Origin of the sequence: Carnobacterium divergens DSM 20623 (assembly GCF_000744255.1) — a bacterium.
Lineage (GTDB): Bacteria > Bacillota > Bacilli > Lactobacillales > Carnobacteriaceae > Carnobacterium > Carnobacterium divergens.
Window position 1 is genome coordinate 1,764,411 of record NZ_JQLO01000001.1, and the last position, 21,306, is coordinate 1,785,716.

The 21,306-nt window shown below is 32.2% G+C and carries 22 protein-coding genes; 14 read left to right on the forward strand and 8 right to left on the reverse strand.

All coding sequences use genetic code 11. The features are described 5' to 3' along the window. Nucleotides 1–182 precede the first annotated feature (182 nt). The 6 genes from BR52_RS08535 (at nt 183) to BR52_RS08560 (ending at nt 8,663) form a co-directional block, all read left to right on the forward strand. Nucleotides 183–1,742, forward strand: coding sequence for a DUF6056 family protein (locus BR52_RS08535; RefSeq protein WP_034571490.1), 1,560 nt, complete (start codon nt 183–185; stop codon nt 1,740–1,742). 296 nt (nt 1,743–2,038) lie between these two features. Continuing rightward, nucleotides 2,039–3,547, forward strand: a complete 1,509-nt coding sequence (locus BR52_RS13145; RefSeq protein WP_051915679.1) for a glycoside hydrolase family 73 protein — start codon at nt 2,039–2,041, stop codon at nt 3,545–3,547. A gap of 92 nt (nt 3,548–3,639) precedes the next feature. Next, nucleotides 3,640–4,926 carry an ArnT family glycosyltransferase gene (locus tag BR52_RS08545; RefSeq protein WP_034571493.1) on the forward strand — a complete coding sequence of 429 codons (1,287 nt, stop codon included), beginning with the start codon at nt 3,640–3,642 and terminating at the stop codon, nt 4,924–4,926. Between the two features lie 71 nt (nt 4,927–4,997). Then, entirely contained in the window at nt 4,998–5,732 is a 735-nt protein-coding gene (locus tag BR52_RS08550) for a WecB/TagA/CpsF family glycosyltransferase (protein ID WP_034571496.1), read from the forward strand. Further along, entirely contained in the window at nt 5,732–6,823 is a 1,092-nt protein-coding gene (locus BR52_RS08555) for a glycosyltransferase family 4 protein (RefSeq protein WP_034571499.1), read from the forward strand. Before BR52_RS08550 ends, BR52_RS08555 begins: the two co-directional genes overlap by 1 nt. A gap of 1 nt (nt 6,824) precedes the next feature. Beyond that, nucleotides 6,825–8,663, forward strand: coding sequence for an LTA synthase family protein (locus tag BR52_RS08560; protein WP_034571502.1), 1,839 nt, complete (start codon nt 6,825–6,827; stop codon nt 8,661–8,663). A gap of 55 nt (nt 8,664–8,718) precedes the next feature. Here BR52_RS08560 and BR52_RS08565 read toward each other — a convergent pair whose 3' ends face one another. The 3 genes from BR52_RS08565 to groES all read right to left on the reverse strand — a co-directional run bounded on the left by BR52_RS08565 (nt 8,719) and on the right by groES (nt 11,928). Next, nucleotides 8,719–9,861: an ArgE/DapE family deacylase gene (locus BR52_RS08565; protein ID WP_034571505.1), complete on the reverse strand. Its 1,143-nt coding sequence runs from the start codon at nt 9,859–9,861 to the stop codon at nt 8,719–8,721. A gap of 120 nt (nt 9,862–9,981) precedes the next feature. Continuing rightward, nucleotides 9,982–11,610: a chaperonin GroEL gene (groL, locus tag BR52_RS08570; protein ID WP_034571508.1), complete on the reverse strand. Its 1,629-nt coding sequence runs from the start codon at nt 11,608–11,610 to the stop codon at nt 9,982–9,984. Between the two features lie 33 nt (nt 11,611–11,643). Then, a complete protein-coding gene (groES, locus tag BR52_RS08575; RefSeq protein WP_034571511.1) occupies nt 11,644–11,928 on the reverse strand; it encodes a co-chaperone GroES in 285 nt (94 codons plus the stop codon). A 287-nt stretch (nt 11,929–12,215) separates the two neighbouring features. Between groES and BR52_RS08580 the strand changes: the two genes are divergently transcribed. Genes BR52_RS08580 through BR52_RS08590 form a run of 3 tightly spaced genes read left to right on the forward strand, consistent with a single transcriptional unit; the run spans nt 12,216 to nt 13,617 of the window. Next, the gene (locus BR52_RS08580; protein WP_201785261.1) at nt 12,216–12,683 is read left to right on the forward strand and encodes a GNAT family N-acetyltransferase; all 468 of its coding nucleotides are present in this window, start codon (nt 12,216–12,218) and stop codon (nt 12,681–12,683) included. Between the two features lie 35 nt (nt 12,684–12,718). After that, on the forward strand, nt 12,719–13,366 hold the full coding sequence (locus tag BR52_RS08585) for a CPBP family intramembrane glutamic endopeptidase (RefSeq protein WP_034571514.1): 648 nt from the start codon (nt 12,719–12,721) through the stop codon (nt 13,364–13,366). 47 nt (nt 13,367–13,413) lie between these two features. Next, entirely contained in the window at nt 13,414–13,617 is a 204-nt protein-coding gene (locus tag BR52_RS08590) for a YdiK family protein (protein WP_034571517.1), read from the forward strand. Nucleotides 13,618–13,653: 36 nt separating this feature from the next. On the opposite strand, the gene BR52_RS08595 is transcribed toward BR52_RS08590, so the two are convergent. Next, entirely contained in the window at nt 13,654–14,313 is a 660-nt protein-coding gene (locus tag BR52_RS08595; RefSeq protein ID WP_034571520.1) for a redox-sensing transcriptional repressor Rex, read from the reverse strand. Between the two features lie 331 nt (nt 14,314–14,644). On the opposite strand from BR52_RS08595, the gene BR52_RS08600 reads away from it, so the two are divergent. Further along, nucleotides 14,645–16,603 (forward strand): ABC-F family ATP-binding cassette domain-containing protein, encoded by a 1,959-nt coding sequence (locus BR52_RS08600; RefSeq protein WP_034571523.1) that lies wholly within the window; start codon nt 14,645–14,647, stop codon nt 16,601–16,603. A 66-nt stretch (nt 16,604–16,669) separates the two neighbouring features. Here BR52_RS08600 and tsaD read toward each other — a convergent pair whose 3' ends face one another. Genes tsaD through tsaB form a run of 4 tightly spaced genes read right to left on the reverse strand, consistent with a single transcriptional unit; the run spans nt 16,670 to nt 19,487 of the window. Continuing rightward, nucleotides 16,670–17,698 (reverse strand): tRNA (adenosine(37)-N6)-threonylcarbamoyltransferase complex transferase subunit TsaD, encoded by a 1,029-nt coding sequence (gene tsaD / locus BR52_RS08605; RefSeq protein ID WP_034571526.1) that lies wholly within the window; start codon nt 17,696–17,698, stop codon nt 16,670–16,672. Continuing rightward, entirely contained in the window at nt 17,691–18,182 is a 492-nt protein-coding gene (rimI, locus tag BR52_RS08610) for a ribosomal protein S18-alanine N-acetyltransferase (RefSeq protein ID WP_034571529.1), read from the reverse strand. The genes tsaD and rimI (BR52_RS08610) overlap by 8 nt, the downstream gene beginning before the upstream one ends. A 17-nt stretch (nt 18,183–18,199) precedes the next feature. Continuing rightward, complete coding sequence (rimI, locus tag BR52_RS08615; RefSeq protein ID WP_034571532.1) at nt 18,200–18,781, reverse strand: ribosomal protein S18-alanine N-acetyltransferase; 582 nt, start codon at nt 18,779–18,781, stop codon at nt 18,200–18,202. Continuing rightward, nucleotides 18,765–19,487 (reverse strand): tRNA (adenosine(37)-N6)-threonylcarbamoyltransferase complex dimerization subunit type 1 TsaB, encoded by a 723-nt coding sequence (gene tsaB, locus BR52_RS08620; RefSeq protein ID WP_034571534.1) that lies wholly within the window; start codon nt 19,485–19,487, stop codon nt 18,765–18,767. Before tsaB ends, rimI (BR52_RS08615) begins: the two co-directional genes overlap by 17 nt. 259 nt (nt 19,488–19,746) lie before the next feature. On the opposite strand from tsaB, the gene amaP reads away from it, so the two are divergent. From amaP to BR52_RS08640, 4 genes are all read left to right on the forward strand, one after another. Then, complete coding sequence (gene amaP, locus BR52_RS08625) at nt 19,747–20,313, forward strand: alkaline shock response membrane anchor protein AmaP (protein WP_051915681.1); 567 nt, start codon at nt 19,747–19,749, stop codon at nt 20,311–20,313. A gap of 16 nt (nt 20,314–20,329) precedes the next feature. Further along, nucleotides 20,330–20,533, forward strand: coding sequence for a DUF2273 domain-containing protein (locus tag BR52_RS08630; RefSeq protein WP_034571537.1), 204 nt, complete (start codon nt 20,330–20,332; stop codon nt 20,531–20,533). Nucleotides 20,534–20,596: 63 nt separating this feature from the next. After that, the gene (locus tag BR52_RS08635; protein ID WP_051915682.1) at nt 20,597–21,094 is read left to right on the forward strand and encodes an Asp23/Gls24 family envelope stress response protein; all 498 of its coding nucleotides are present in this window, start codon (nt 20,597–20,599) and stop codon (nt 21,092–21,094) included. Between the two features lie 37 nt (nt 21,095–21,131). Then, a complete protein-coding gene (locus BR52_RS08640) occupies nt 21,132–21,296 on the forward strand; it encodes a CsbD family protein (RefSeq protein ID WP_034571540.1) in 165 nt (54 codons plus the stop codon). Nucleotides 21,297–21,306: the final 10 nt, after the last annotated feature.

Consider the following 21,306-nt stretch of genomic DNA (forward strand, 5'->3'; position numbering starts at 1 on the left):
ACTTTATATCTTGTTGATTATAGCATATCTTAGAATTAGCATGCAATCTTCTTAAAAAAAAATTAATCTGGAGATTCTTTTAAGTTTTGATATTTAATTTTTGCACTTAATTTGTTACTGTTTAAATTCTCTTATTATGTTATTCTTCTATGGTATAGATTAATTTAGAAGGAGATTTGAAAATGAAAAAAAACAACTATATTATTGGTAGTATGTATCTGTTGATATTTCTATTTTTTGCACTATGCGCTTATAACTTCCCATTAACTGGAGATGATTTGAACTGGGCAGGTCATTTTGGTGACACTTATTTTAAAGAGGGAATTTACAAATATTACGACGGTCGATACTTAGGAGACTTTTTTATTATTATAATGACCAGAAATCTTTTTTTAAAAATATTTATTTTTTCAACAGTTTGTACAGTTTTACTCTATTTAATTAATTTGCTTACTGAGCGTAAAAATATTCTTGTAATGCTCAGCAGTTTTTTAATTATCCTATTAGTTCCAAAAACTATTTTTGCACAAATTTTTGGTTGGAGCGCAGGATTTGTAAACTATGTCCCTTCAATTATACTCCCGCTACTATATATATACTTGTTAAAAACTAACTTCAATAAACTATCACAAAATCGACATTTAGATGTAAAATTGGCGTTGTTCTTAATTGTACCTTCTATACTAGGTCAATTTTTTGCAGAACATGTGACAGTCTATAATGTTTTACTAGCATTTATTACTATCCTCTATGCCTTTATAAAATATAAAAAAATATTTTTTACTAATCTAAGTTTTTTATTTTCTTCACTAATAGGTGCAGTTTTAATGTTTATGAATGATGCCTATTCTAAAATTGCAACAAAAGATGATGCTTATCGCTCTATGGGGCTATCTTTAAAAAAATTCTATGATGTTGCTGCTAAAGACATCAACCATTATCTTTTTTTTGACAATAGTATTTTAGTTTTATTACTAAGTTTAGCCGGGTTATTAATTATTTGGAAAAATAATCATCTGGTATCATCGAAGCAACAAAAATATAGTACAATGATTTTTTCAATTGTTTTTATCATTTATCCGTTATACACACCAATATTAGTTACGAATTTTAATATTTTTCCTTTTGGAAATTATTATTTTTTATTCTCACTATTCTTATCCGCAGTTTTTTATTTAGGGTTGATTTACATTTCGTCCGTTTTTTTAATTGGACAAGATAGAATACTTGCATTACTCTATTTATTTTCAGCACTTGTATTGGCTGCTCCGTTTTTAGTTGTAAGTCCCATGGGGCCTAGATGTTTCTTTGCTTCATATGTTTTTTTCACTTTGTTTATTTTACTTGTTATAAATAAATTTACTTTCAAAAAAATGGTTTCTAAAAAAAGTAGTAAGGTTTATTATAAAAACACTCTAATTCTATTAGCTACTGTATCGATTTTCTTTGCAAGTACTTATTCAATAATGTTTGAACGCATTGGTAATGCTGCTAGATTAAGGGCTGAGTTCATTGAGTACCAAAAAAAACACTCTAAACAAAATGAAATAAAAGTTTTAGAAGTCCCATATTGGGAATACTTATGGGCTGTAATGCCGATTCAAGAAGATTCTAGTTTTAAAATATATATGGGATTAAAACCAGATTATCCTTTTATTTTCATACCTTACTCACAATGGCATGAAAATTTTAAAAATACCGATAATAAATCCGATTTTTTTAAATCTTCAATAGATAATTAAAAACCAACGATAAAAAATACTTAATCTATCTATAGTTCAATTAAGTATTTTTTTTCAGTACTTTTTTTGCATAGAAGTGGTATTGTATTTATGTTATACTTTCGATTAGATGTGTTAAGCTATATTGATTTTATAGATTTTTTGTAATTTAATTTACATGAAACTGAAAGTTAATATGGACTTAATAAAATGTATTAGTTAAACTGTTTTCGAATACATTAACTAGTAATCATTTCATAGAAAAGGAGCTTTTATTAGCAAAATGAAAAAAAAATGAAAACTATAAAAAAATACTCATGTACAGCTCACTATTCCTACTGTGTTCAACAACTTTACCTCTAAATGTCTTAGCTGAAAAAGTACAATCAAATGAATCTTCTCTTAAATCAGTTGATATTCCCGATTCTACCGAACCTGAGGCAACTAATGTTACTACAAATGATCATTTAGACAATAGCGCTAGTTCTAGTTCTAATGAAGAAACAGAAAATAAAGAAAACACAACCGAAAATGAAATTCCCCCTAATGATATTGATATTAGCAAAACTTATTCTCAAGAAGCTGCATGGAGTGCTGCTATGAATAAACAACCTGAAATTTTTTCACGCTCATTCATGAGTAGTGAAAGCTTTATAGATTCTATCGCACCACATGCTGTCAAGGTTGCAACTGAACGTGGGCTATACCCATCTGTTATGATGGCTCAGGCAATTCTAGAAAGTGGTTGGGGAAAAAGCGGATTAGCATCAGCACCCAACTATAACTTATTTGGGATAAAAGGAAGCTACAAGGGTCAGTCTGTAATGTTTCCTACTTGGGAGTTTATCAATGGTCAATGGGTAACTGTGCAGGCAGCATTTAGGAAATATCCTTCTTACACTCAATCATTTGAAGATAACGGAGACTTATTGAGAAATGGATTAACTGGGGACCCAAACTTTTATTCAGGTACTTGGGTTTCTAACACGTCCTCATATCGTGATGCTACTCAATGGTTACAAGGTCGTTATGCTACTGATCCAACCTACGCATCTAAACTGAATTCTACTATCGAAGCTAATAACTTAACTCAATATGATACTATTCAAAAAAATTATCGTATTTCTATTGAAGATTTAAACTTTGTAAGCCCAACATATGCAAAGCAAGCTCAAGAACAATTAACATCTGTCTTTCCAATTTGGTCGACTGTAGTTCCAAGTAATCAAATGAAAAATTATGCCTACATTCAAACTGGGGATTTCTTAAATAAAGTAGATGCTGAACAAGTAAATAAAAATTTTATGACTAGTACTGGTTTTTGGGCATCTGTTGAAAAATCAGATAAATCAAGACCCTATTATCGTGTTGAAACTGGTGGTTTTCTTGGAAAACAAACAGCTGATATGGTCCTATCAAAATTCATAAAAGATACTGGCTGGTGGGCTGAAGTTGTTCCTACTGGTGAACAAAATAAATATAAAATTATTACAGGAGATTTTTTAGATCCACTAGATCAAGACTCCGTAGTTCGTTACTTTGCATCTGAAAAATGGTGGAGTACTGGATTTGTTAGTCAAAAAACACCTGAACCATATTACAAAATAGTCACTGGTAATTATCTGAATCACCCTGATGCAGTGAAAAGCAGCAAAGATTTTTTTGCTGCAAATAATGTTTGGGCTCAATCATTAGATAGTACTTTACAATTTCAGCTTTATAAAATTAATACTGGTGGTTTTGGTACCTATGAGAATACTCTGCATTGGAAAACTATGATGGAAAGTAAATTTAATTGGAATATGACCATTGAGGAAGATCTTTAAAATTTATTTTCTTTCTAACTTATTGAAGCAGATTTCAAATAAATTCTGCTTCAATTTTTTTTATTAAAATGACTACAGTTTAGGGGGATTTCATGATACATTTTTTCAAAAAAAATAAATTACTTTTAGGAGTAATACTCATTGCTTTAATTGAAAGGCTTGTAATACTATTTCAATTAGGGTTTCGATATAGCATAAACAGTGAAGATATTTTATATCTTGAAAGTGGTATTCATTTAATGAAAACAGGTGAATTAACACTAAACGGCATGCCAAGTACCATCATGCCTGCTCTTCCAGTAATTATTGCACTCCCTCATACAATATTTGGTAGCACAGATGGTTTATGGTTATTCTTAAAATTAGTAATGATTGCTTTTAGTATTCTATCAATAATTGGAGTTTATAAAATTATAATTCTATTTTCGCCAAAGTGGATAGGAGCACTAGCTGCTTTACTATTTTTAACTCCAGATTTTATTTGGATAGATAATTTAATTTTAACTGACTCTCCATTTATGTTTGCTTTTGTTTATACTGTTTATTTTTCAATAATGTTACAAAAAACTCATGAATGGAAATATTACTATTTGTTAACAGCTACATATATGTTTGGACTACTATTGCGCTCAACATTCTTAATATATCCTTTGATTTTATTGGCTTTTTTATTTTTCACAAATTTTCCAGTTAAACTATTGTTAAAGCAAGCAATAATAACATCAATTATTTGTCTTCTTTTTTTCATTCCTTGGACACTTCGTAATTATCTTATTTTTGATCATTTTATTCCAACATCCTTTGAATCTGCTAGTTCAAAATTATTAGGAACTTACCAAGGATATGGCTTTCCAGAAGACACAAAAAAAATTAATAAAGAATTAGAGTTACAACTTAAAGAACTCAGAACAACTCATTATAAAAACGGAAAATATATTCCTAGCTATATGGGGGCATACTATGCTATGAAGTATGATAATTTAAAAGCCAATTATCGTAATACTTTATGGATTAAATCAAATCCAAAAAGTATGCTTATCTCATATGGTTACTCAAAACCTAAAACTATTATGACTTCATCTTTTTCAGAAAAAAAATTACTTGGAATCAATAAATTACTAATTCAGAAATTCAAAAAAATCGAACTAATTATGACTATTAGCTTAGGATTTATAAGTATGTTTTTTCTTAAAAACATTAGGAAATATATATTGTTTATGGCTAGTCTCTATATTGTTAACGTTTATTTATATGCCATTCCAATTAATTTTCAATATTCTGGTCAATCATTACTTTTCTTACGATACACTATTTTGTTTATTAGTATCTATAACATTTATTTGTACATTAAAGAAAAGAAAACTAAACAAGTAAAATAATCTCAATCAGTTGATTAATTTGTTATAATGGATACATTACAAAATCATTCCCTAAGGAGACAGATTACATTATGAAAAAAATTGATATATTAGGAATCCCCTTTGATAATTTAACAAAAAAACAGTTTGTCACTGAAATAATGAATAACAGTGATGCCAATAAAAAAACGTTTATTGTTACAGCCAATCCAGAAATTGTCATGTACGCAAAAGAAAACACTTCATACAGTTGTTTATTGCATGAAGCTGATTATATTACAGCCGATGGTATAGGAGTTATTAAAGCTAGCCATATGTTGAACACTCCAATTATTGAACGCGTAGCTGGTTTCGACTTAATGATTTCTTTATTGGAAGAAGCCAATAAAAAAAATAAGCGAGTATATTTTTTAGGTGCAAAAAAAGAAGTAGTTAAATTAGCTACAGAAAATGTTGCTACTAATTACCCAAATATTATTATTTGTGGATTTCATGATGGCTATTTTGGTGCTAATGATTCAACCATAATGGAATCAGTTCAAGCATCTAATCCAGATTTTATATTTGTTGCTTTAGGATTTCCTCGTCAAGAAGAATGGATACACACTTATTTAAAAACTGCTTCAAAAGGTATTTTAATGGGTGTAGGAGGTAGTTTTGACGTACTTTCTGGTAAAGTGAAGCGTGCACCAAAAATATTCCAAAATTTACATTTAGAATGGCTGTATCGCTTACTTAAACAGCCTACTCGTTTTGTGAGGATGTTAGTTTTACCAAAATTTTTATTAGAAGTTAAAAAAGTTATAAAAGAAAAGAAGGTGAAATAATGAAAGTCTTACACATTAATGTTGGTGCAGAAAATGGTGGGGGAAAAACACATATTATTTCACTTTTATCACAATTTAATTCCAATGAAGCTGAGTTATTAGTTCTTGAAGATGGAATCGTTGCTCAAGAAGCTCGAGCACTCAATATTAAAGTGACAGTTATTCCACAAACTTCTAGATATGATCTTTCAGTACTGAAAAAAATTATTGTTTTTATTAATAAAAACAACTTTGATCTAGTTCACACCCATGGACCTCGTGCAAATTTTTTAATCAATAAAATCCGTAATAAACTAAACGCAAAATGGGTCATTACTGTTCATAGCAACCCCAAATTAGATTTTATGAATCGCGGACTTAAAGGAAAATTATTTACTTTTTTAAACTTAAAATGTTTAAAAAAAGCGGATGCTTTAATTGCTGTTACTGAAAATTTCAAAAAAATGTTAATTGAATATGGATTGAATGAAAAAAATATTTATGTTGTATATAATGGAATTATTTTTGATGATACACCTATAAAAAAAAGGAATAAAAATTCAATTTTTACAATGTCTTATGTTGCTAGATTACATCCCATAAAAGGACATAGTTTATTGTTTAAAAGTTTATCCAAAACAAATATTCCTAATTACAAACTAAATATTATCGGGGATGGAGATTGTCTATCTCAATTAAAGAAAGAGGCTTCTGAATTAAAAATAGATTCTTTTATACATTTTTTAGGATTTAAAAATCGTGAAGAAATAGATCAATTAGTTTCTGAATCTGATATCACCTTACTAAGTTCCTATAGTGAGAGTTTCCCTCTCGTACTCCTTGAATCTGCTAATCAACATGTTCCTTTTATATCTACTGCTGTTGGAGATGTCCACAAACTAATTCCTAATGAAAAATATGGGTGGTTAGTTCCCATCGATAACCAGCTTGCCTATACAAAAGCTTTAGATGATGCATACCGCTCTTGGCTAGATGATACACTCATAGCAAAAGGTGAAAATATTTATAAACTAGCTTCTACTAATTTTTCATTAGATAAACTTTATCAAGATACTAAAAAAATTTATTTAGATGTTCTTAGAAAGGAATAAAATGTCCATCCATACAAAAAAAATTATTTACTACTCAGCTCAATTAATTCTAGCTTTCCTAACACCACAGCTACTTTTCCGACTCTTAGAAGGTAGCTTTTTAGATTTTAACTACAATTTTGTTGATGATTTTATTAATTTAAATCCAGAAATTTATAAATTTTCTTATTTAATTTTATTTTTAATCGTTTTGTGGTTCTCATCAATTTTAGGAGATATTATTTCTGGAAGTATCATCACAAGTACAATTATGATAGCTATCGCCTATGCAAATGCACAAAAGATGCATTCAAGAAATTTCCCTCTCGTTCCAGAAGAATTATCTATGATTTCAGAAGTTAAGTCCCTAATAAAAATGGTTAATTTAAGTCAGTTACTTCTAATTGGATTAGGAATTCTATTTTTAACTGGACTCACTTTTTTTATTAAATATTATTTTTCATTTAAATTGAAAATAACTTTCAAATCTAAATGGGTTTTCCTATTCAGAACTATCTCCTTATGCTTTTTATCAATCAGCCTTTATTCAATTATTCAAATTAGTAACCCTGATTCTGCAGCTGGGAAATATGCACAAAAAAAAGGCATTGAATTTTTAGAATGGAATCAAAATGTTAATTTTATAAATAACGGATTTGTTCTAGGCTTCACTTATAATATAAATTCTTATGCTATGGAAAAACCAGAAAATTACAATCGTAAAAATATTGAAAAAATTGTTACTAAATATAAAAAGCAAACAGCTAAAAAAACAGATACTGCACTTGACGTTAATGTCATCTATATTATGAATGAATCTTTTACTAATCCGGCTAAGAGTAGCAATATTTATCAATATGGAGAAAACCCAATTCCATACATTTCAGAAATTTTGGAAAATTATCCATCTGGTCAAACATTAGTAGGCGAATATGGAGGTGGCACAGCTAACATTGAATTTGAAGCTTTAACTAGTTTTTCAACTTACTTTACTAAAGGTACTCCTTATCAAAATTCAGTCTCCAAGGTTAAAGATTTCCCAAGTATTGTTTCGTATTTTAATGACTTAGATTATCAAACAACAGCTCTGCATCCTTATTTTAAAACAATGTATAAGAGAGATCTTGTATATCAAAACTATGGTTTTGATAATTTTTATGGAATTGATGAGATGGAACATGTAGGAATAATTTCACCATCTTTACATGTAAATGATGGTGAAGCTTATAAAGATGTATTGAAACAACTAAATAGTAATGAAAAAAATCAATTTATTTTACTGATTACTATGCAAAATCATATTCCTTATGACCCTGACTATCTTTCAAATGAATTCTATATTGAGAACGATACTATTGATCAAGAAAAAAAACAAGCTATGTCTGCTTATTTAGGAAGTCTTAATTTATCCGATCAAAGTTTTTATGAATTGACACTAGAATTATCTAAAATAGAAAAAAAAACTGCTGTCGTATTTTGGGGAGATCACTATCCAGGTTCCGATATCTATAAAGACCTTTTTGAAGTAGACCAACAACAAGTTCATCAAACCCCTTTATTTTATTGGACAAATTACCAAGAAAAAGATTCAGAACTAGGTACTATTAGTCCAAACCAAATAACTAATAATTTATTAGATATTATTGATTACCCAAAAACCCCCTTTTTAACTATGATTAATGAATTAGAGAAAACTATACCTGCATTAACTAAAGAAATACACTTAGATTCTAACAATCATATAATTGGACCATCTGAATTAAATTCAAAAGTAATGGAAGATTATCGCTTAATTCAATATGACATACTTTTAGGGAAAAATTATTCAAAAAAATTAAATTTTTTTGAACTTTTAAATTAAATAAAAAAAAGATTTAGAATATACTTATAATATTCTAAATCTTTTTTTCACATCATTACATATATAAATACTTTTTAGAAATCTCTTTATAAACCTCAATCATATCCAAGTAATTATCTACATCCACATATTCATTCACTTGATGGGGCGTTTCATTTCCTGGTCCAAAAACAATAATTGGGAAAGTATTTTTTGCTTTAATAAATTCAGCTGCATCTGTCGTTCCAGGCATACCAAGTAATGGTACTTTTTGCCCGGTCTTTGTTTCAGCAATTTTTTGAGCAATGTGGGCAATATCTGAATCTCGTTCACTTTTAACAACTAATTTGTTGGCTTCAATCGTTAAAGTGAGATTGCATTCTTTTTCCTTATTCAAATCCTCAATTATTTCATTTAATTTTTCTATTGTTTTTTGATTATCGTATTCAGGAATTGTACGAATATTACCTTCTAACGTTGCTTTTTCTGGAATACTATTGATTTGTTCTCCGCCAGATATCATCGTAACATTGTAAATAAAATCACCTAGTACATCATTTGTATAAACTGTTTTTCTAAATTCATGATTCGCTTTAGTGTAAAATTCAATTAAATAATCGATTGCATTAATACCCAATTTAGGCATTGAACTATGAGAGCTTTTACCTTTAGACGCTACGCTAAAATTAATTGAACCTTGATGTGTGTAAATGATACGGTATCCAGATGGTTCACCAATAATCATTGATGTTACATCATCTGCATAACCTTCTTTTGTTAATTGAGCTGCTCCAAGCTCTCCAACTTCTTCTCCGACGGTAGCTAATAATTTTATTTTACCATTCAATTCGGTTTTTTCTTCCACCAGTTCAATCATTGCGATGACCATTGCAGCTAGCCCACTCTTCATATCGCAAGAACCTCGACCATAAATTTTTCCATCTCGCTCATCTGCTTTAAAAGGATCAGTCGTCCAGTCTGCTAGATTACCTGGTGCTACAACATCCATATGTCCTGAAAATGCCAATACCTTTGATGTGCCGTTTCCAATCTCAGCTACTAAATTATCTCTGTCTGTATCATAAGCTACTTGTTTTGTTGAAATTTTATATTCTTTGAATAAATCAGCTAAATAATCAGCTACGGCCTTTTCGTTACCATTAACTGATTCTATATCAATAATATCTTTTAAAATTTGAATTTTTTTTGATTTTTCCATAGAGCATTCCTTCTTTCTTTTAATAATTTAATCATAGACTTAATAACATGCGTTTGCAATCATAAACCCTCAGAAATAAAAAAGAAGAAACCTTTAATTAAAGGTTTCTTCTTTAGTTTTTTACATCATGCCGCCCATCATACTTGGGTCCATTCCAGGGGCCATTGGTGGCATGTCTGGAGTTGGTTGGTCAGCAACAACTGCTTCTGTTGTCAATAACAATGCTGCTACACTTGCTGCATTTTGCAAAGCAGAGCGAGTTACTTTAGTTGGATCAACGATTCCAGCTTCAACCATGTTGACCCATTCACCATTCGCTGCATTAAAACCGATACCTAAATCAGCATGTTTTAATTTATCCACAATTACCGAACCTTCAAGTCCAGCATTGGTTACGATTTGACGTAATGGTTCTTCTAACGAGCGTAGGACAATTTTAATTCCTGTTGCTACGTCACCTTCTGCTTCAATTTCAGCCACTTTAGCTTGTACATTCACTAAAGCCGTTCCACCACCTGCTACGATTCCTTCTTCAACAGCAGCACGTGTTGCATTCAAGGCATCTTCAATGCGTAATTTACGTTCTTTTAATTCAGTTTCAGTAGCTGCTCCAACTTTAACAACAGCTACCCCTCCTGAAAGTTTTGCTAAACGTTCTTGTAATTTTTCTTTATCAAATTCTGAAGTCGTTTCAGCTGCTTGTGATTTGATGATAGCTACACGTTGTTGGATGGCTTCTTTTGCTCCGGCTCCTTCAACAATTGTAGTCGCATCTTTTGTTACTACAGCTTTTCCTGCATGACCTAATTGATCAATTGTTGTATCTTTCAATTCTAATCCTAGATCTTCTGTAATAACAGTACCACCAGTTAAAATTGCAATGTCTTCTAACATCGCTTTGCGACGATCACCAAATCCAGGAGCTTTGACTGCAACAACATTAAACGTACCGCGTAATTTATTTAAAACAAGTGTTGGTAAGGCTTCACCATCCACATCATCCGCAATAATCAACAATGGACGACCTTGTTGTAGAATTTGTTCCAACAAAGGCAAGACATCTTGAATATTTGAAATTTTTTTATCTGTAATCAAAACATATGGATTTTCTAAAACAGCTTCCATTTTATCATTGTCTGTTACCATATATTGAGATAAATACCCACGGTCAAATTGCATTCCTTCAACAACGTCCAATTCGGTCTCGATTCCTTTTGATTCTTCAATTGTAATCACGCCGTCATTGCCAACTTTTTCCATGGCTTCTGCAATTAACGAACCGATTTCGTCATCACCAGAAGAAATGGCTGCTACTTGTGCAATCGCTTCTTTTGAATCGACTACTTTTGAAATCGCATGTAATTCTTCAACTGCTGCTTTGGTTGCCAATTCAATTCCACGACGAATACCGACTGGGTTAGCTCCTGCAGTAACATTTTTTAATCCTTCTCGAACAATTGCTTGTGTTAAAACAGTCGCTGTAGTTGTTCCGTCACCAGCAATATCATTTGTTTTTGAAGCAACTTCTGAAACAAGTTTTGCTCCCATATTTTCGAAATGATTTTCTAATTCGATTTCTTTTGCAATCGTCACACCATCATTTGTAATCAAAGGTGATCCGAATGATTTTTCTAAAACAACGTTGCGTCCTTTAGGTCCTAATGTTACTTTAACTGTGTCTGCCAAAATGTCTACTCCACGAAGCATTGCGCCACGTGCGTCTTCTGCAAATTTAATATCTTTAGCCATTATTTTTCACCTCATAATTTTTTATTTTTATTGTTACCCAACGATTGCTACTAAATCGTGTTCTTTTAAGACTAAATATTCTTTTCCATCATATTTAACTTCAGTTCCTGCATATTTTTCAAATAGTACAACGTCTCCAACTTTAACAGCCATCTCGACCTTAGTACCATTTTCTAAAATACGACCTTCACCAACTGCGATAATCGTCCCTGTTTGAGGTTTTTCCTGCGCTGAACCTGGTAAAACGATCCCACTAACAGTTTTTTCTTCCTCTTTAGCAACTTCTATCATGACACGATCTCCTAATGGTTTTAACACGTAAATCCCTCCATTTATTTATCTTTTTGTTTCTATTAGCACTCATACACAAAGAGTGCTAACTCACTTCTTTATCTTAATCAAAATTTGGATAGAATGCAAGTATTTTGTTAACTTTTTTTCTCCTTTCACTCCTTACTATTTGCAAATCATTGGGATTTCTTTTATTTTGATTTTGTTTTTTTTATTTCCAAAACATACAGTATGGCAAGTGTGGTATACTGTATACTGAATTTGTTTTTTCAGCGGATAAAACCACTATTTCTCGTCATAAAGGAGTCTTGATTATGCAACTAAAAAAAATGATTCAATCTGACTTTGATGATTTTCTCTCTTTTTCAATTTTGGATTACGCAAAAGATAAAGTAGCCGCTGGAACCTGGTCTGGTGATGAGGCTATTGCGCTTGCAACGACAACTTTCAACGAGCTTCTACCTAAAGGCATTCATACTGAAAACGAGTTTTTATTTTCAATAATTGAACCTTCCCTTTCAAGTAAGATTGGTTATTTATGGTTTCACGCTCATCACGATAAAACTGGAAAATCAGCATTTATTTATGATTTCGTTATTTTTGAACCTTTTAGAGGAAAAGGCTATGGCACAAAAGCAATAGAGACACTTATAAAAGAAATAAAAACAATGCATTTTGATAAAATTAGTTTACATGTATTTGGTCATAATGAAGTTGCTCTTTCGCTATACAAAAAAATGGGCTTTGTTACAACAGACATTAATATGACAAGGTACCTATAGTTATGACAAGATGAATTTTAGAAATGAGGTTTAAAATGAAAAACTCAACAATTACAATTTTGGTCACCTATGTTATCGCTCAAACGTTGCCCGCTCTTTTAGGGAGTTTGGTTCCAAGTAATGCCAAAACATCGGTCATCATCTACTCAACTATCGCTTGCTTTATACTAGGAAGTTTAGTTATGATACTTTTAAATAAGAAGTTTCCTATCAAAAATAGTTTGACTATTCAACCTTCTGTTTCAAAGGGACAAGTTTTATCGTGGGGCTTTATAGGAATGTTTTTAGCTATTTTTGTTCAAATAACTGCAAATTTAATCGAACAAGCCGTTTTAAAAATTCCCCCCGGTTCTGCTAATACACAATACATTATTGAAATCATAAACAAGTATCCTTTATTCTTAATTACTGGCGCTATCTTTGCTCCGATTCTTGAAGAATTTGTATTTAGGAAAGTTATTTTCGGCTTTTTCTATGATTTAACCGGTGTTGTTGGTGCTGCAGTTATTAGCTCATTACTCTTTGCCTTTATTCATATGGATGGACACATCTTGCTTTATTCAGCAATGGGATTTGTTTTTTGCTTCCTATATGTAAAAACAAAAAATATTGCTACTTCGATAATTGCACATATGTTAATGAATACATTAGTATTTATTTCTCAGATGGTGCTACTAAAATAAGTTGCTTTGTTGTTAGTTAACAAAGGAGCATAGAAAGGAAATCAATAATGAGTAAAAATAGTTTTCTAACTCAAATCATTTTCAACTATGTAATGGCTGCTGTTTTTATTTGGTTCACGATTGATTTTGTTAAAAGTACAGGCTGGGGATTCTTTTCAATTCTTTGTGTAGTGATTGCAACAAATGATTTTGTTCGAGGAACTAAAATGTTACAGTTATTTTTGAAAATAACAAACCATAATAAAGACTAAAAAAACGTTGAGAAAGAATTCTTTCTCAACGTTTTTTTAATCTTCTAAATCAAGGATGTCATTATTACCTGTATAATGATCTAAGAAATAAATCAATGTTTGCAATTCATTTGTTAAATCCACATTTTGAACGCGAATATGATCTGGAACTGAGATTCTCAGTGGGGTGAAGTTCATAATGCCTTTTACACCAGCATCTACTAATTCATTCACAGTTTCTTGAGCTACAGGTGCTGGGACAGTTAAAATGACAACTTCAATCTGTTGTAGTTTCAATTGCTCAATCATCTCACTCATTGGATAAACTGGTACTCCACTTGCAATCGTTCCAACAATCTCTTCATTTACATCAAAGGCTGCACTAATTCTAGTGTTATTGCTTTGATGGAAATTATAATTTAATAAGGCATGGCCTAAGTTCCCTACTCCAATTAAAGCGACATTGGTCAAACGATCTTGATTCAATGTTTTACTAAAGAAGTTCAATAGATCTTCAACATCATATCCATAGCCTCTTTTTCCTAATGCACCAAAATAAGAAAAGTCTCTTCTGATTGTTGCGCTGTCAACTTTGACTGCATCACTCAGTTCAGTAGAAGAAACACGATCTTTTCCAGCGTCATGTAAGAAACGTAAGTAACGGTAATATATAGGCAAACGTTTTGCCGTTGCCTTAGGTATCTTTTGATTTGGCATCTTTCTTTCCCCCAACATTTTATAGTATCTTGATTTTAAAAAGTTATTGTTTTTTTTCACAAAACTATTTTAAAAGAATTTACTTCACAATCATTAAGTAATCACCAAGCATTATCATTATAGCATTTTTTCTATATTATACTACTTTTTTGCTCAAATAATTTCTTAATTTGTTAGGATTATTGATTGATAATTCAAATAAATTCACAAGCGTTATATTGTGAATTATTTCACTAGTTGGATTCACTTAATTTTTCTTGTGATTTCAATTTCAACACACTGCTAAATTGTGCTACACTAGGAAGGTAGAAGATGAAGTGAGGGAATGAAAATGATTTTATTACAAACACAATCCGTTGCACGTTATTTTGGTGCAGATGTGCTTTTTGAAAATATTCAACTAGAAATACAAGACAATGCCAGAATTGCTTTAGTAGGTCGTAATGGTGCTGGAAAATCAACTTTATTAAAAATAATTGCAGGAATTGAAGAGCCTGATGCTGGTCGCTTATCTAAAGGAAAGACGGTTACAATTGGTTATTTGGCTCAACACTCAGGCTTAGATTCGGATAAAAGTATCTGGGATGAGATGTTGACTGTTTTTGAACCCATCATTCAAATGGAAGCCAAAATGCGTCACTTAGAAGAACAATTAGGAGAACCATCCTTACTAGAAAATGCCGATGCTTACCAAAAAGTTTTAGATTCCTATGACCAGTTGCAGCATGATTTTAATGAAGCAAACGGCTTTGGTTATGAAGCTGAAATTCGTTCTGTGTTACATGGATTCAATTTTTTTGAAGCGGACTATTCAAAAAAAATCACGCAACTTTCTGGCGGACAAAAAACGCGATTAGCTTTAGCTAAATTATTATTAGAAAAAAAAGATTTGCTGATTTTGGATGAACCCACCAACCATTTAGACATCGCTACCTTAAGTTGGCTGGAAAACTATCTACAAACCTATCAAGGTGCACTTTTGATTGTTTCACATGACCGTTATTTTTTAGACAAAGTTTCTCGTGAAGTTTATGAAATAAGTCGTCAAAAAATGACCCATTATAAAGGCAACTATACAAATTACCTCACTCAAAAGGCAGCAAATTTAGAACGTGAGTGGAAAGAGTTTGAAAAGCAACAAGTTGAAATATCAAAACTAGAAGATTTTGTCAGTCGGAATTTAGCCCGTGCCTCTACGACAAAACGTGCTCAGAGTAGACGTAAACAATTAAATAAAATGGAACGGATGGACCGACCTCTTGGGGATGAAAAGTCAGCTCGTTTTAGATTTCAACCTGAAAAAGAAAGTGGCAATGTGGTCTTATCATTAGAGAATGGAGCAATTGGGTATCAAGAAACCATTATTTCTAGTCCAATCCAATTAGACATTCGAAAAACAGACGCTATCGCTTTAGTTGGACCAAATGGAATTGGCAAATCTACCCTTTTAAAATCATTGGTCGATGAACTGCCTTTAATTCAAGGTACAAAACATCTTGGTGCAAATGTGACTCTTGGGTATTATGACCAAGAACAAGCGAACCTTAGTTCAGGAAAAACCGTCTTAGCTGAACTTTGGGATGAACATCCTACAACTCCAGAAAAAGATATCCGCAGTATTTTAGGAAGCTTTTTATTTACAGGTGAAGATGTCGAAAAAGTTGTTTCTACATTAAGTGGTGGCGAAAAAGCTCGATTAGCTTTAGCTAAACTTTCTATGGAACAAGACAACTTCTTGGTTTTAGATGAACCAACCAACCATTTAGACATTGATAGCAAAGAAGTCTTGGAAAATGCTTTAATAGATTTCCCCGGCACGATTCTTTTTGTTTCCCATGACCGTTACTTTATTAATCGGATTGCAACCACCGTTGTTGAGCTTTCTACTACTGGAAGTAAGCTTTATTTAGGGGATTATGATTATTATTTAGAAAAAAAAGCGGAAGAAGAAGAATTGCGTTTGCTCGCGGAAGAAGAAGCTTTAAAAAAACAGCCACTTCAAGAGCAAGTGACTGATTCAGGAACTAAAGAACATTATCAAATAGGCAAAGAAGAGCAAAAACTAATTCGCCAACTCACGCGCCGCATTGAAACATTAGAAAATGAGATGGCCACTTTAGAAGCAACCATCGAAACTTTGGAAACACAGTTAACTTTACCTGAAGTCTATGGCGACCATTTAGAAGTGCAAGAAATCAATCAACAATTAGGACAATTAAAAGAACAACACGAAACCATTATAAATGAATGGGAAGAACAAAGTCTGGCTCTTGAAGATTTAGGAAACTAAGCAGAATCCCATAAAAAAAGCATGAAATTGTCATTTAAAAAATGGCTTTCATGCTTTTTTCTATTCTCATTTCATCATTTCAAAAGAAAGTCCCGGTTTAGCATTTAAATCGTATCCTGAAAAATTTCCTGAATTGAATTCTACATATGCAGCTGCACCAATCATAGCTGCATTATCGCCACATAAAGAAAGTGGCGGAATCGATAAACGAATGGATGGGAATTCTTGATTCATTCTATTTGTTAGCTCTGCTCTAAGACCATGGTTTGCTGCCACGCCACCTGCTAAAACTAATTGTTTCACTGGATATTCACGAATTGCTTTAAGTGTCTTACTAACCAATACATCGATTACACTTGCTTGAAAACTTGCAGCCAAGTCAAACTGATTTAACGTCTCACCTTTTTGTTCGGCATTGTGCACCGTATTGATGAAGGCACTTTTTAGACCGCTAAAACTAAAATCATAGTTATTTTCTTTGATCATTCCACGAGGAAAATGGAAGGTATCTGATCCCATTTTTGCCATTTCATCAATTCGTTTTCCACCAGGATAGGTTAAGCCAAGAACTCGTCCGACTTTATCATATGCCTCACCACTTGCATCATCTCTTGTTTCACCAATTATCTGATAGTCTCCATCTTTTTCCATATACACAAGTTCGGTATGTCCTCCACTAACAACTAAAGCTAGTAGTGGAAAAGTCAGTGGTTCAATTAAACGGTTGGCATAGATATGACCTGCCATATGATTTACAGGTATCAAAGGCAATTGATGCGCAAAGGCGATGGCTTTTGCAGCATTTACTCCAATAAGCAAGGCACCTACTAAACCAGGACCTTCTGTGACTGCTACCCCGCTTAAGCCTTCATAGGTTACATTGGCTTCCTTCATGGCTTCTTCAATACATTGCGTAATTTGTTCAACGTGATGTCTACTTGCAATTTCAGGAACAACTCCGCCAAAACGCATGTGACTTTTAATTTGAGAAGCGACTATATTTGAACAAATCTCTTTTCCATCTTTAATCACGGCTGCACTCGTTTCATCACAACTCGTTTCAATTGCTAAGATCAAATTGCTCTCTTTAGACATTTATTTCACTCTTTTCTTGATTGATTTCTAATTGCATCAATTTAGCGTCTTCATAAGGATTTTGATAATAGTTTGGCCTTATTCCAATTTCTTTAAAGCCATTTTTTTCATATAGTTGAATCCCTTGACGATTTGAAACACGCACTTCTAGATGAATCATTTCAGCATTTTCAACGGTTTCAACTAATGAAGTTAACAATAATTGTGCTAAGCCTTGTTTTTTAAATGTAGGATGGATCACAATATTGGTAACTTCAATTTCTTCAAAAATTTGACGATATCCGATAAATCCAATTAATTGATGTTCGTCATGTAGGACTAAATAGTCGACATAGGCTAATACTAAATCATTTTTAAACACATGGATTTGCCACGGTGAACCGTGTTCATAACTGATATCTGCCAATTGGTACAAATCAAATTCATTAAATTGGGTTGCTTTAATAGAATTTAATGTAAGTTCATTTTTAGTGATTTTTTTCATGAAACGTCCTTCCACTTCTACTCATTTAAAGAAAGTGCCATTTCTAAGGCATCTTCGTGGTCATCTGAGTAATAGGATTGTTTTATTTTTCCATCGCTAAATCCTAATTGATGATAAAGACTCTGGGCATTTTTATTTGATTTTCGAACTTCTAAACTCATTTTAGTTTGTTTTTCGCTGATAGCTATTTTTTTCAATTCAGTGATTAGCAATCTTCCAATGCCTCTTCTTTGATAGATTGGTTGAACCGCTACATTTGTAATATGAGCTTCCCCTTCCACAAACCAGGCGCCAATAAATCCAACGGCTTCTTGAGCTGCATTTTTTATAATTAAATAAATCGAATTTTGATTAACCGACATTTCATGTTCGAAAGCAATTTTACTCCACGGTGCTTTTCCGTCATAACTTAGTTTTTCAATTTTTATCAAATCTGAAATATCTTGTCTTGTTCCTATTTTTAAAGTATAGCAATCTGAAGTTGATGTTAAACGAAATTCAGTTTGAACTAATGTGACGCGTTCACTTAATTTTCGTTGTTGATTCAACTGGATTGGCGGTTCATTTTGTAATAGCCAATTTTTAAATTTTTTCAACATAGCTTTCCTCCAGCTGATCTGGATGAGCCTTTCGCCAATTCTCTTCTGCTTCAGCATATTTTAAATAATTAGGAACGAATGTATGTGGATCGCTAGTTTCAGCAGATCTGCTTAATAGGCCAAGAACACTTGCTTTTGGTATTCGATCTTTTAAAGGCGCAGCCATTACTCGATGTCCTAATTTTTCTTCAAAGATTTGTTGATACAACTCCCAATCTTCCCCTACAATTTCGAACTCTCCCTGTAGTGTTGCCAAATGCTCTGCCCATTTTTCTGCCGAACAGTGTTTTTCTGGTTCCACAGCTTCTAATTCACCATTAACCCATTGATACAATCCTGTATAAATATTGCCTCTTCTAGCATCCATTATAGGAACGAGATAGCGAGAAGAGTTTTCACAATTTGCTGCTAATACTTTTAAGCTAGAGATTCCCACTAAATCTTTATTTAAGGTCCAAGCGAGTGTTTTTGCAATCGTTACACCAATTCGCAAACCGGTATATGAACCTGGACCCATTGCTACTGCTATTCGATCTAATTCATTTGGCTTTAAATGCGCCATTTTGATAACTTCATCAATTGCTGGCATTAAGCTCTCACTATGGTTTCGTTTCACATTTGTTGTGATTTCTCCAACTATCTTGCTGTCATTTAATACAGCAACGCTCATCACTTGATTGGAACTATCAATTGCTAATATATTCATTTTCTAGCCCCTCTCCATTTTACTTTAATCGTTCTTCTATTTTATCATAGTTTGTTTTAAAGATTAAGTTAACTCTTAAGTTTCTAGGTGATTTTTCACCTTATATACTTTTTATTTAACAATATACAACGCTTTTTATTTTATACTTAATCTTTTTTCTATAAGTGCAATTAGTTGATTTTAAATAAAAAAACCGTTAAGCTTTTCTTATAGACGTGGTTCACATTTCAGACACAACTTAAAGGAAAGGAGGATTTTGATGAATAAATTTAATCGATTTATATTAATTTTCATTTCAATCATTGGATTGCTTTCGATGACCACTTTTGCTTCAATGGCTTATCCAGTTCCTTATCTCTCTAATTTTGCAAGTCATTTATGGCAAAACGGATTATGGTTTTCATATACTGTTGTGGTTGTTTCAATTATACTAGGACTTTTCTTTTTAATTTTGTTGTTAACCGCAATTTTTGTTCCAACTTCAGATAAATTTTTAACAATCAAAACTGGGATGGGCGATATCGATATTTCTAAAAAAACAATCGAATCCACCGCTAGACAATCTTTTAGCGATCTGACAGATGCGAAAAATCCTGAAGTTCATGCAAAATTGAAGAGAAAAGCAAAAACTGCCACAATTACAGTTAAAGCAACAGTAGTTGACGCAGAAAAATTACCTACTCTAGGAAAAGAGATACAACAACGTGTTGAAGAAAGCATTCAAAGAGCATTAGAGGTTCCAGTCAAATCTGTTAATGTGAAGATTAGTGAAGCCCACGCAACGAATGGCACAGCAAAATCGAGCCATTCCCCAAGAGTAGTCTAAAAGGAGGTCAACAAAGATGCAACCACCAGAATCATGGTATCCATATCGGGGACGTATTATTGGCCTTTTGATTGGGCTAATCATCGCCTTATTATTGATTACAATTGGATTTGGTTATACCTTATTAATTGTTTTACTTGCAAGCATTGGTTTTATTATTGGCGCTTGGCGCGATGGTAAGATTGATATCACTTCTTGGTTACAATTTTTTATGAAATAGTCTATTTATCTAACTTTATAATGATAAATAAACAACTAACTAATAAAAGGATGGGATTTAGAAATGGCAGAATTTAATGATAATAAACAAAATAATGGAAATACTCCACCAGTAGCACCAACACCTGAGCACAAAAATTCATTAACTTACGAAGATCAAGTCATCAAAAAAATTGCTGGCATTGCAACAAATGAAATTCCAGGAATTTTGTCAATGAGTGGCGGCTTCATTAGTGATATTGCTGATAAATTCCGTAGTTCAGGAGATATCACAAAAGGCATTGATGCAGAAGTTGGCGAAAAACAAGTGGCTTTAGACTTAAAAGTCATTGCAGAGTATGGCAAAAATATTCCTGAAATTTTCCAAACAACCATTGATAAAGTCAGCAGACAAATTAAAGATATGACTGGTTTAACCGTAATCGAAGTCAACATGCATGTGGATGACGTAATGACTCGTAAAGAATTCGATGAACAAAACAATAAGAGTGATTCACAACCAAAAAATGCCCCAAGTGATGGACCAAAAAAACCAGTAGATTCTACTGGAAGAGTTCAATAAAAACAATTAATTAATAATCTATTAGGAGGAATTTAAAATGACAGATTTCAAAGACAAAGCTAAAGGTTTAAAAGATAAAGTAGTGGGAGAAGCAAAAGAAACTTACGGAAAAGTAACAAATGACGTAAAAAAAGAAGCTGAAGGAAAAGCACAAAAAGCTAAAGGTGCCGTTGAAGATAAATTAGGCGACGTGAAGAAATAAAGTAAAATAA

Bases quoted from the DNA above. Each gene is read 5' to 3' on its own strand.
- BR52_RS08535 (WP_034571490.1), top strand. From the start codon at position 183: ATGAAAAAAAACAACTATATTATTGGTAGTATGTATCTGTTGATATTT.
- BR52_RS13145 (WP_051915679.1), top strand. From the start codon at position 2,039: ATGTACAGCTCACTATTCCTACTGTGTTCAACAACTTTACCTCTAAAT.
- BR52_RS08545 (WP_034571493.1), top strand. From the start codon at position 3,640: ATGATACATTTTTTCAAAAAAAATAAATTACTTTTAGGAGTAATACTC.
- BR52_RS08550 (WP_034571496.1), top strand. From the start codon at position 4,998: ATGAAAAAAATTGATATATTAGGAATCCCCTTTGATAATTTAACAAAA.
- BR52_RS08555 (WP_034571499.1), top strand. From the start codon at position 5,732: ATGAAAGTCTTACACATTAATGTTGGTGCAGAAAATGGTGGGGGAAAA.
- BR52_RS08560 (WP_034571502.1), top strand. From the start codon at position 6,825: ATGTCCATCCATACAAAAAAAATTATTTACTACTCAGCTCAATTAATT.
- BR52_RS08565 (WP_034571505.1), bottom strand. From the start codon at position 9,861: ATGGAAAAATCAAAAAAAATTCAAATTTTAAAAGATATTATTGATATA.
- groL (WP_034571508.1), bottom strand. From the start codon at position 11,610: ATGGCTAAAGATATTAAATTTGCAGAAGACGCACGTGGCGCAATGCTT.
- BR52_RS08580 (WP_201785261.1), top strand. From the start codon at position 12,216: ATGCAACTAAAAAAAATGATTCAATCTGACTTTGATGATTTTCTCTCT.
- BR52_RS08585 (WP_034571514.1), top strand. From the start codon at position 12,719: ATGAAAAACTCAACAATTACAATTTTGGTCACCTATGTTATCGCTCAA.
- BR52_RS08590 (WP_034571517.1), top strand. From the start codon at position 13,414: ATGAGTAAAAATAGTTTTCTAACTCAAATCATTTTCAACTATGTAATG.
- BR52_RS08595 (WP_034571520.1), bottom strand. From the start codon at position 14,313: ATGCCAAATCAAAAGATACCTAAGGCAACGGCAAAACGTTTGCCTATA.
- BR52_RS08600 (WP_034571523.1), top strand. From the start codon at position 14,645: ATGATTTTATTACAAACACAATCCGTTGCACGTTATTTTGGTGCAGAT.
- tsaD (WP_034571526.1), bottom strand. From the start codon at position 17,698: ATGTCTAAAGAGAGCAATTTGATCTTAGCAATTGAAACGAGTTGTGAT.
- rimI (WP_034571529.1), bottom strand. From the start codon at position 18,182: ATGAAAAAAATCACTAAAAATGAACTTACATTAAATTCTATTAAAGCA.
- rimI (WP_034571532.1), bottom strand. From the start codon at position 18,781: ATGTTGAAAAAATTTAAAAATTGGCTATTACAAAATGAACCGCCAATC.
- tsaB (WP_034571534.1), bottom strand. From the start codon at position 19,487: ATGAATATATTAGCAATTGATAGTTCCAATCAAGTGATGAGCGTTGCT.
- amaP (WP_051915681.1), top strand. From the start codon at position 19,747: ATGAATAAATTTAATCGATTTATATTAATTTTCATTTCAATCATTGGA.
- BR52_RS08630 (WP_034571537.1), top strand. From the start codon at position 20,330: ATGCAACCACCAGAATCATGGTATCCATATCGGGGACGTATTATTGGC.
- BR52_RS08635 (WP_051915682.1), top strand. From the start codon at position 20,597: ATGGCAGAATTTAATGATAATAAACAAAATAATGGAAATACTCCACCA.
- BR52_RS08640 (WP_034571540.1), top strand. From the start codon at position 21,132: ATGACAGATTTCAAAGACAAAGCTAAAGGTTTAAAAGATAAAGTAGTG.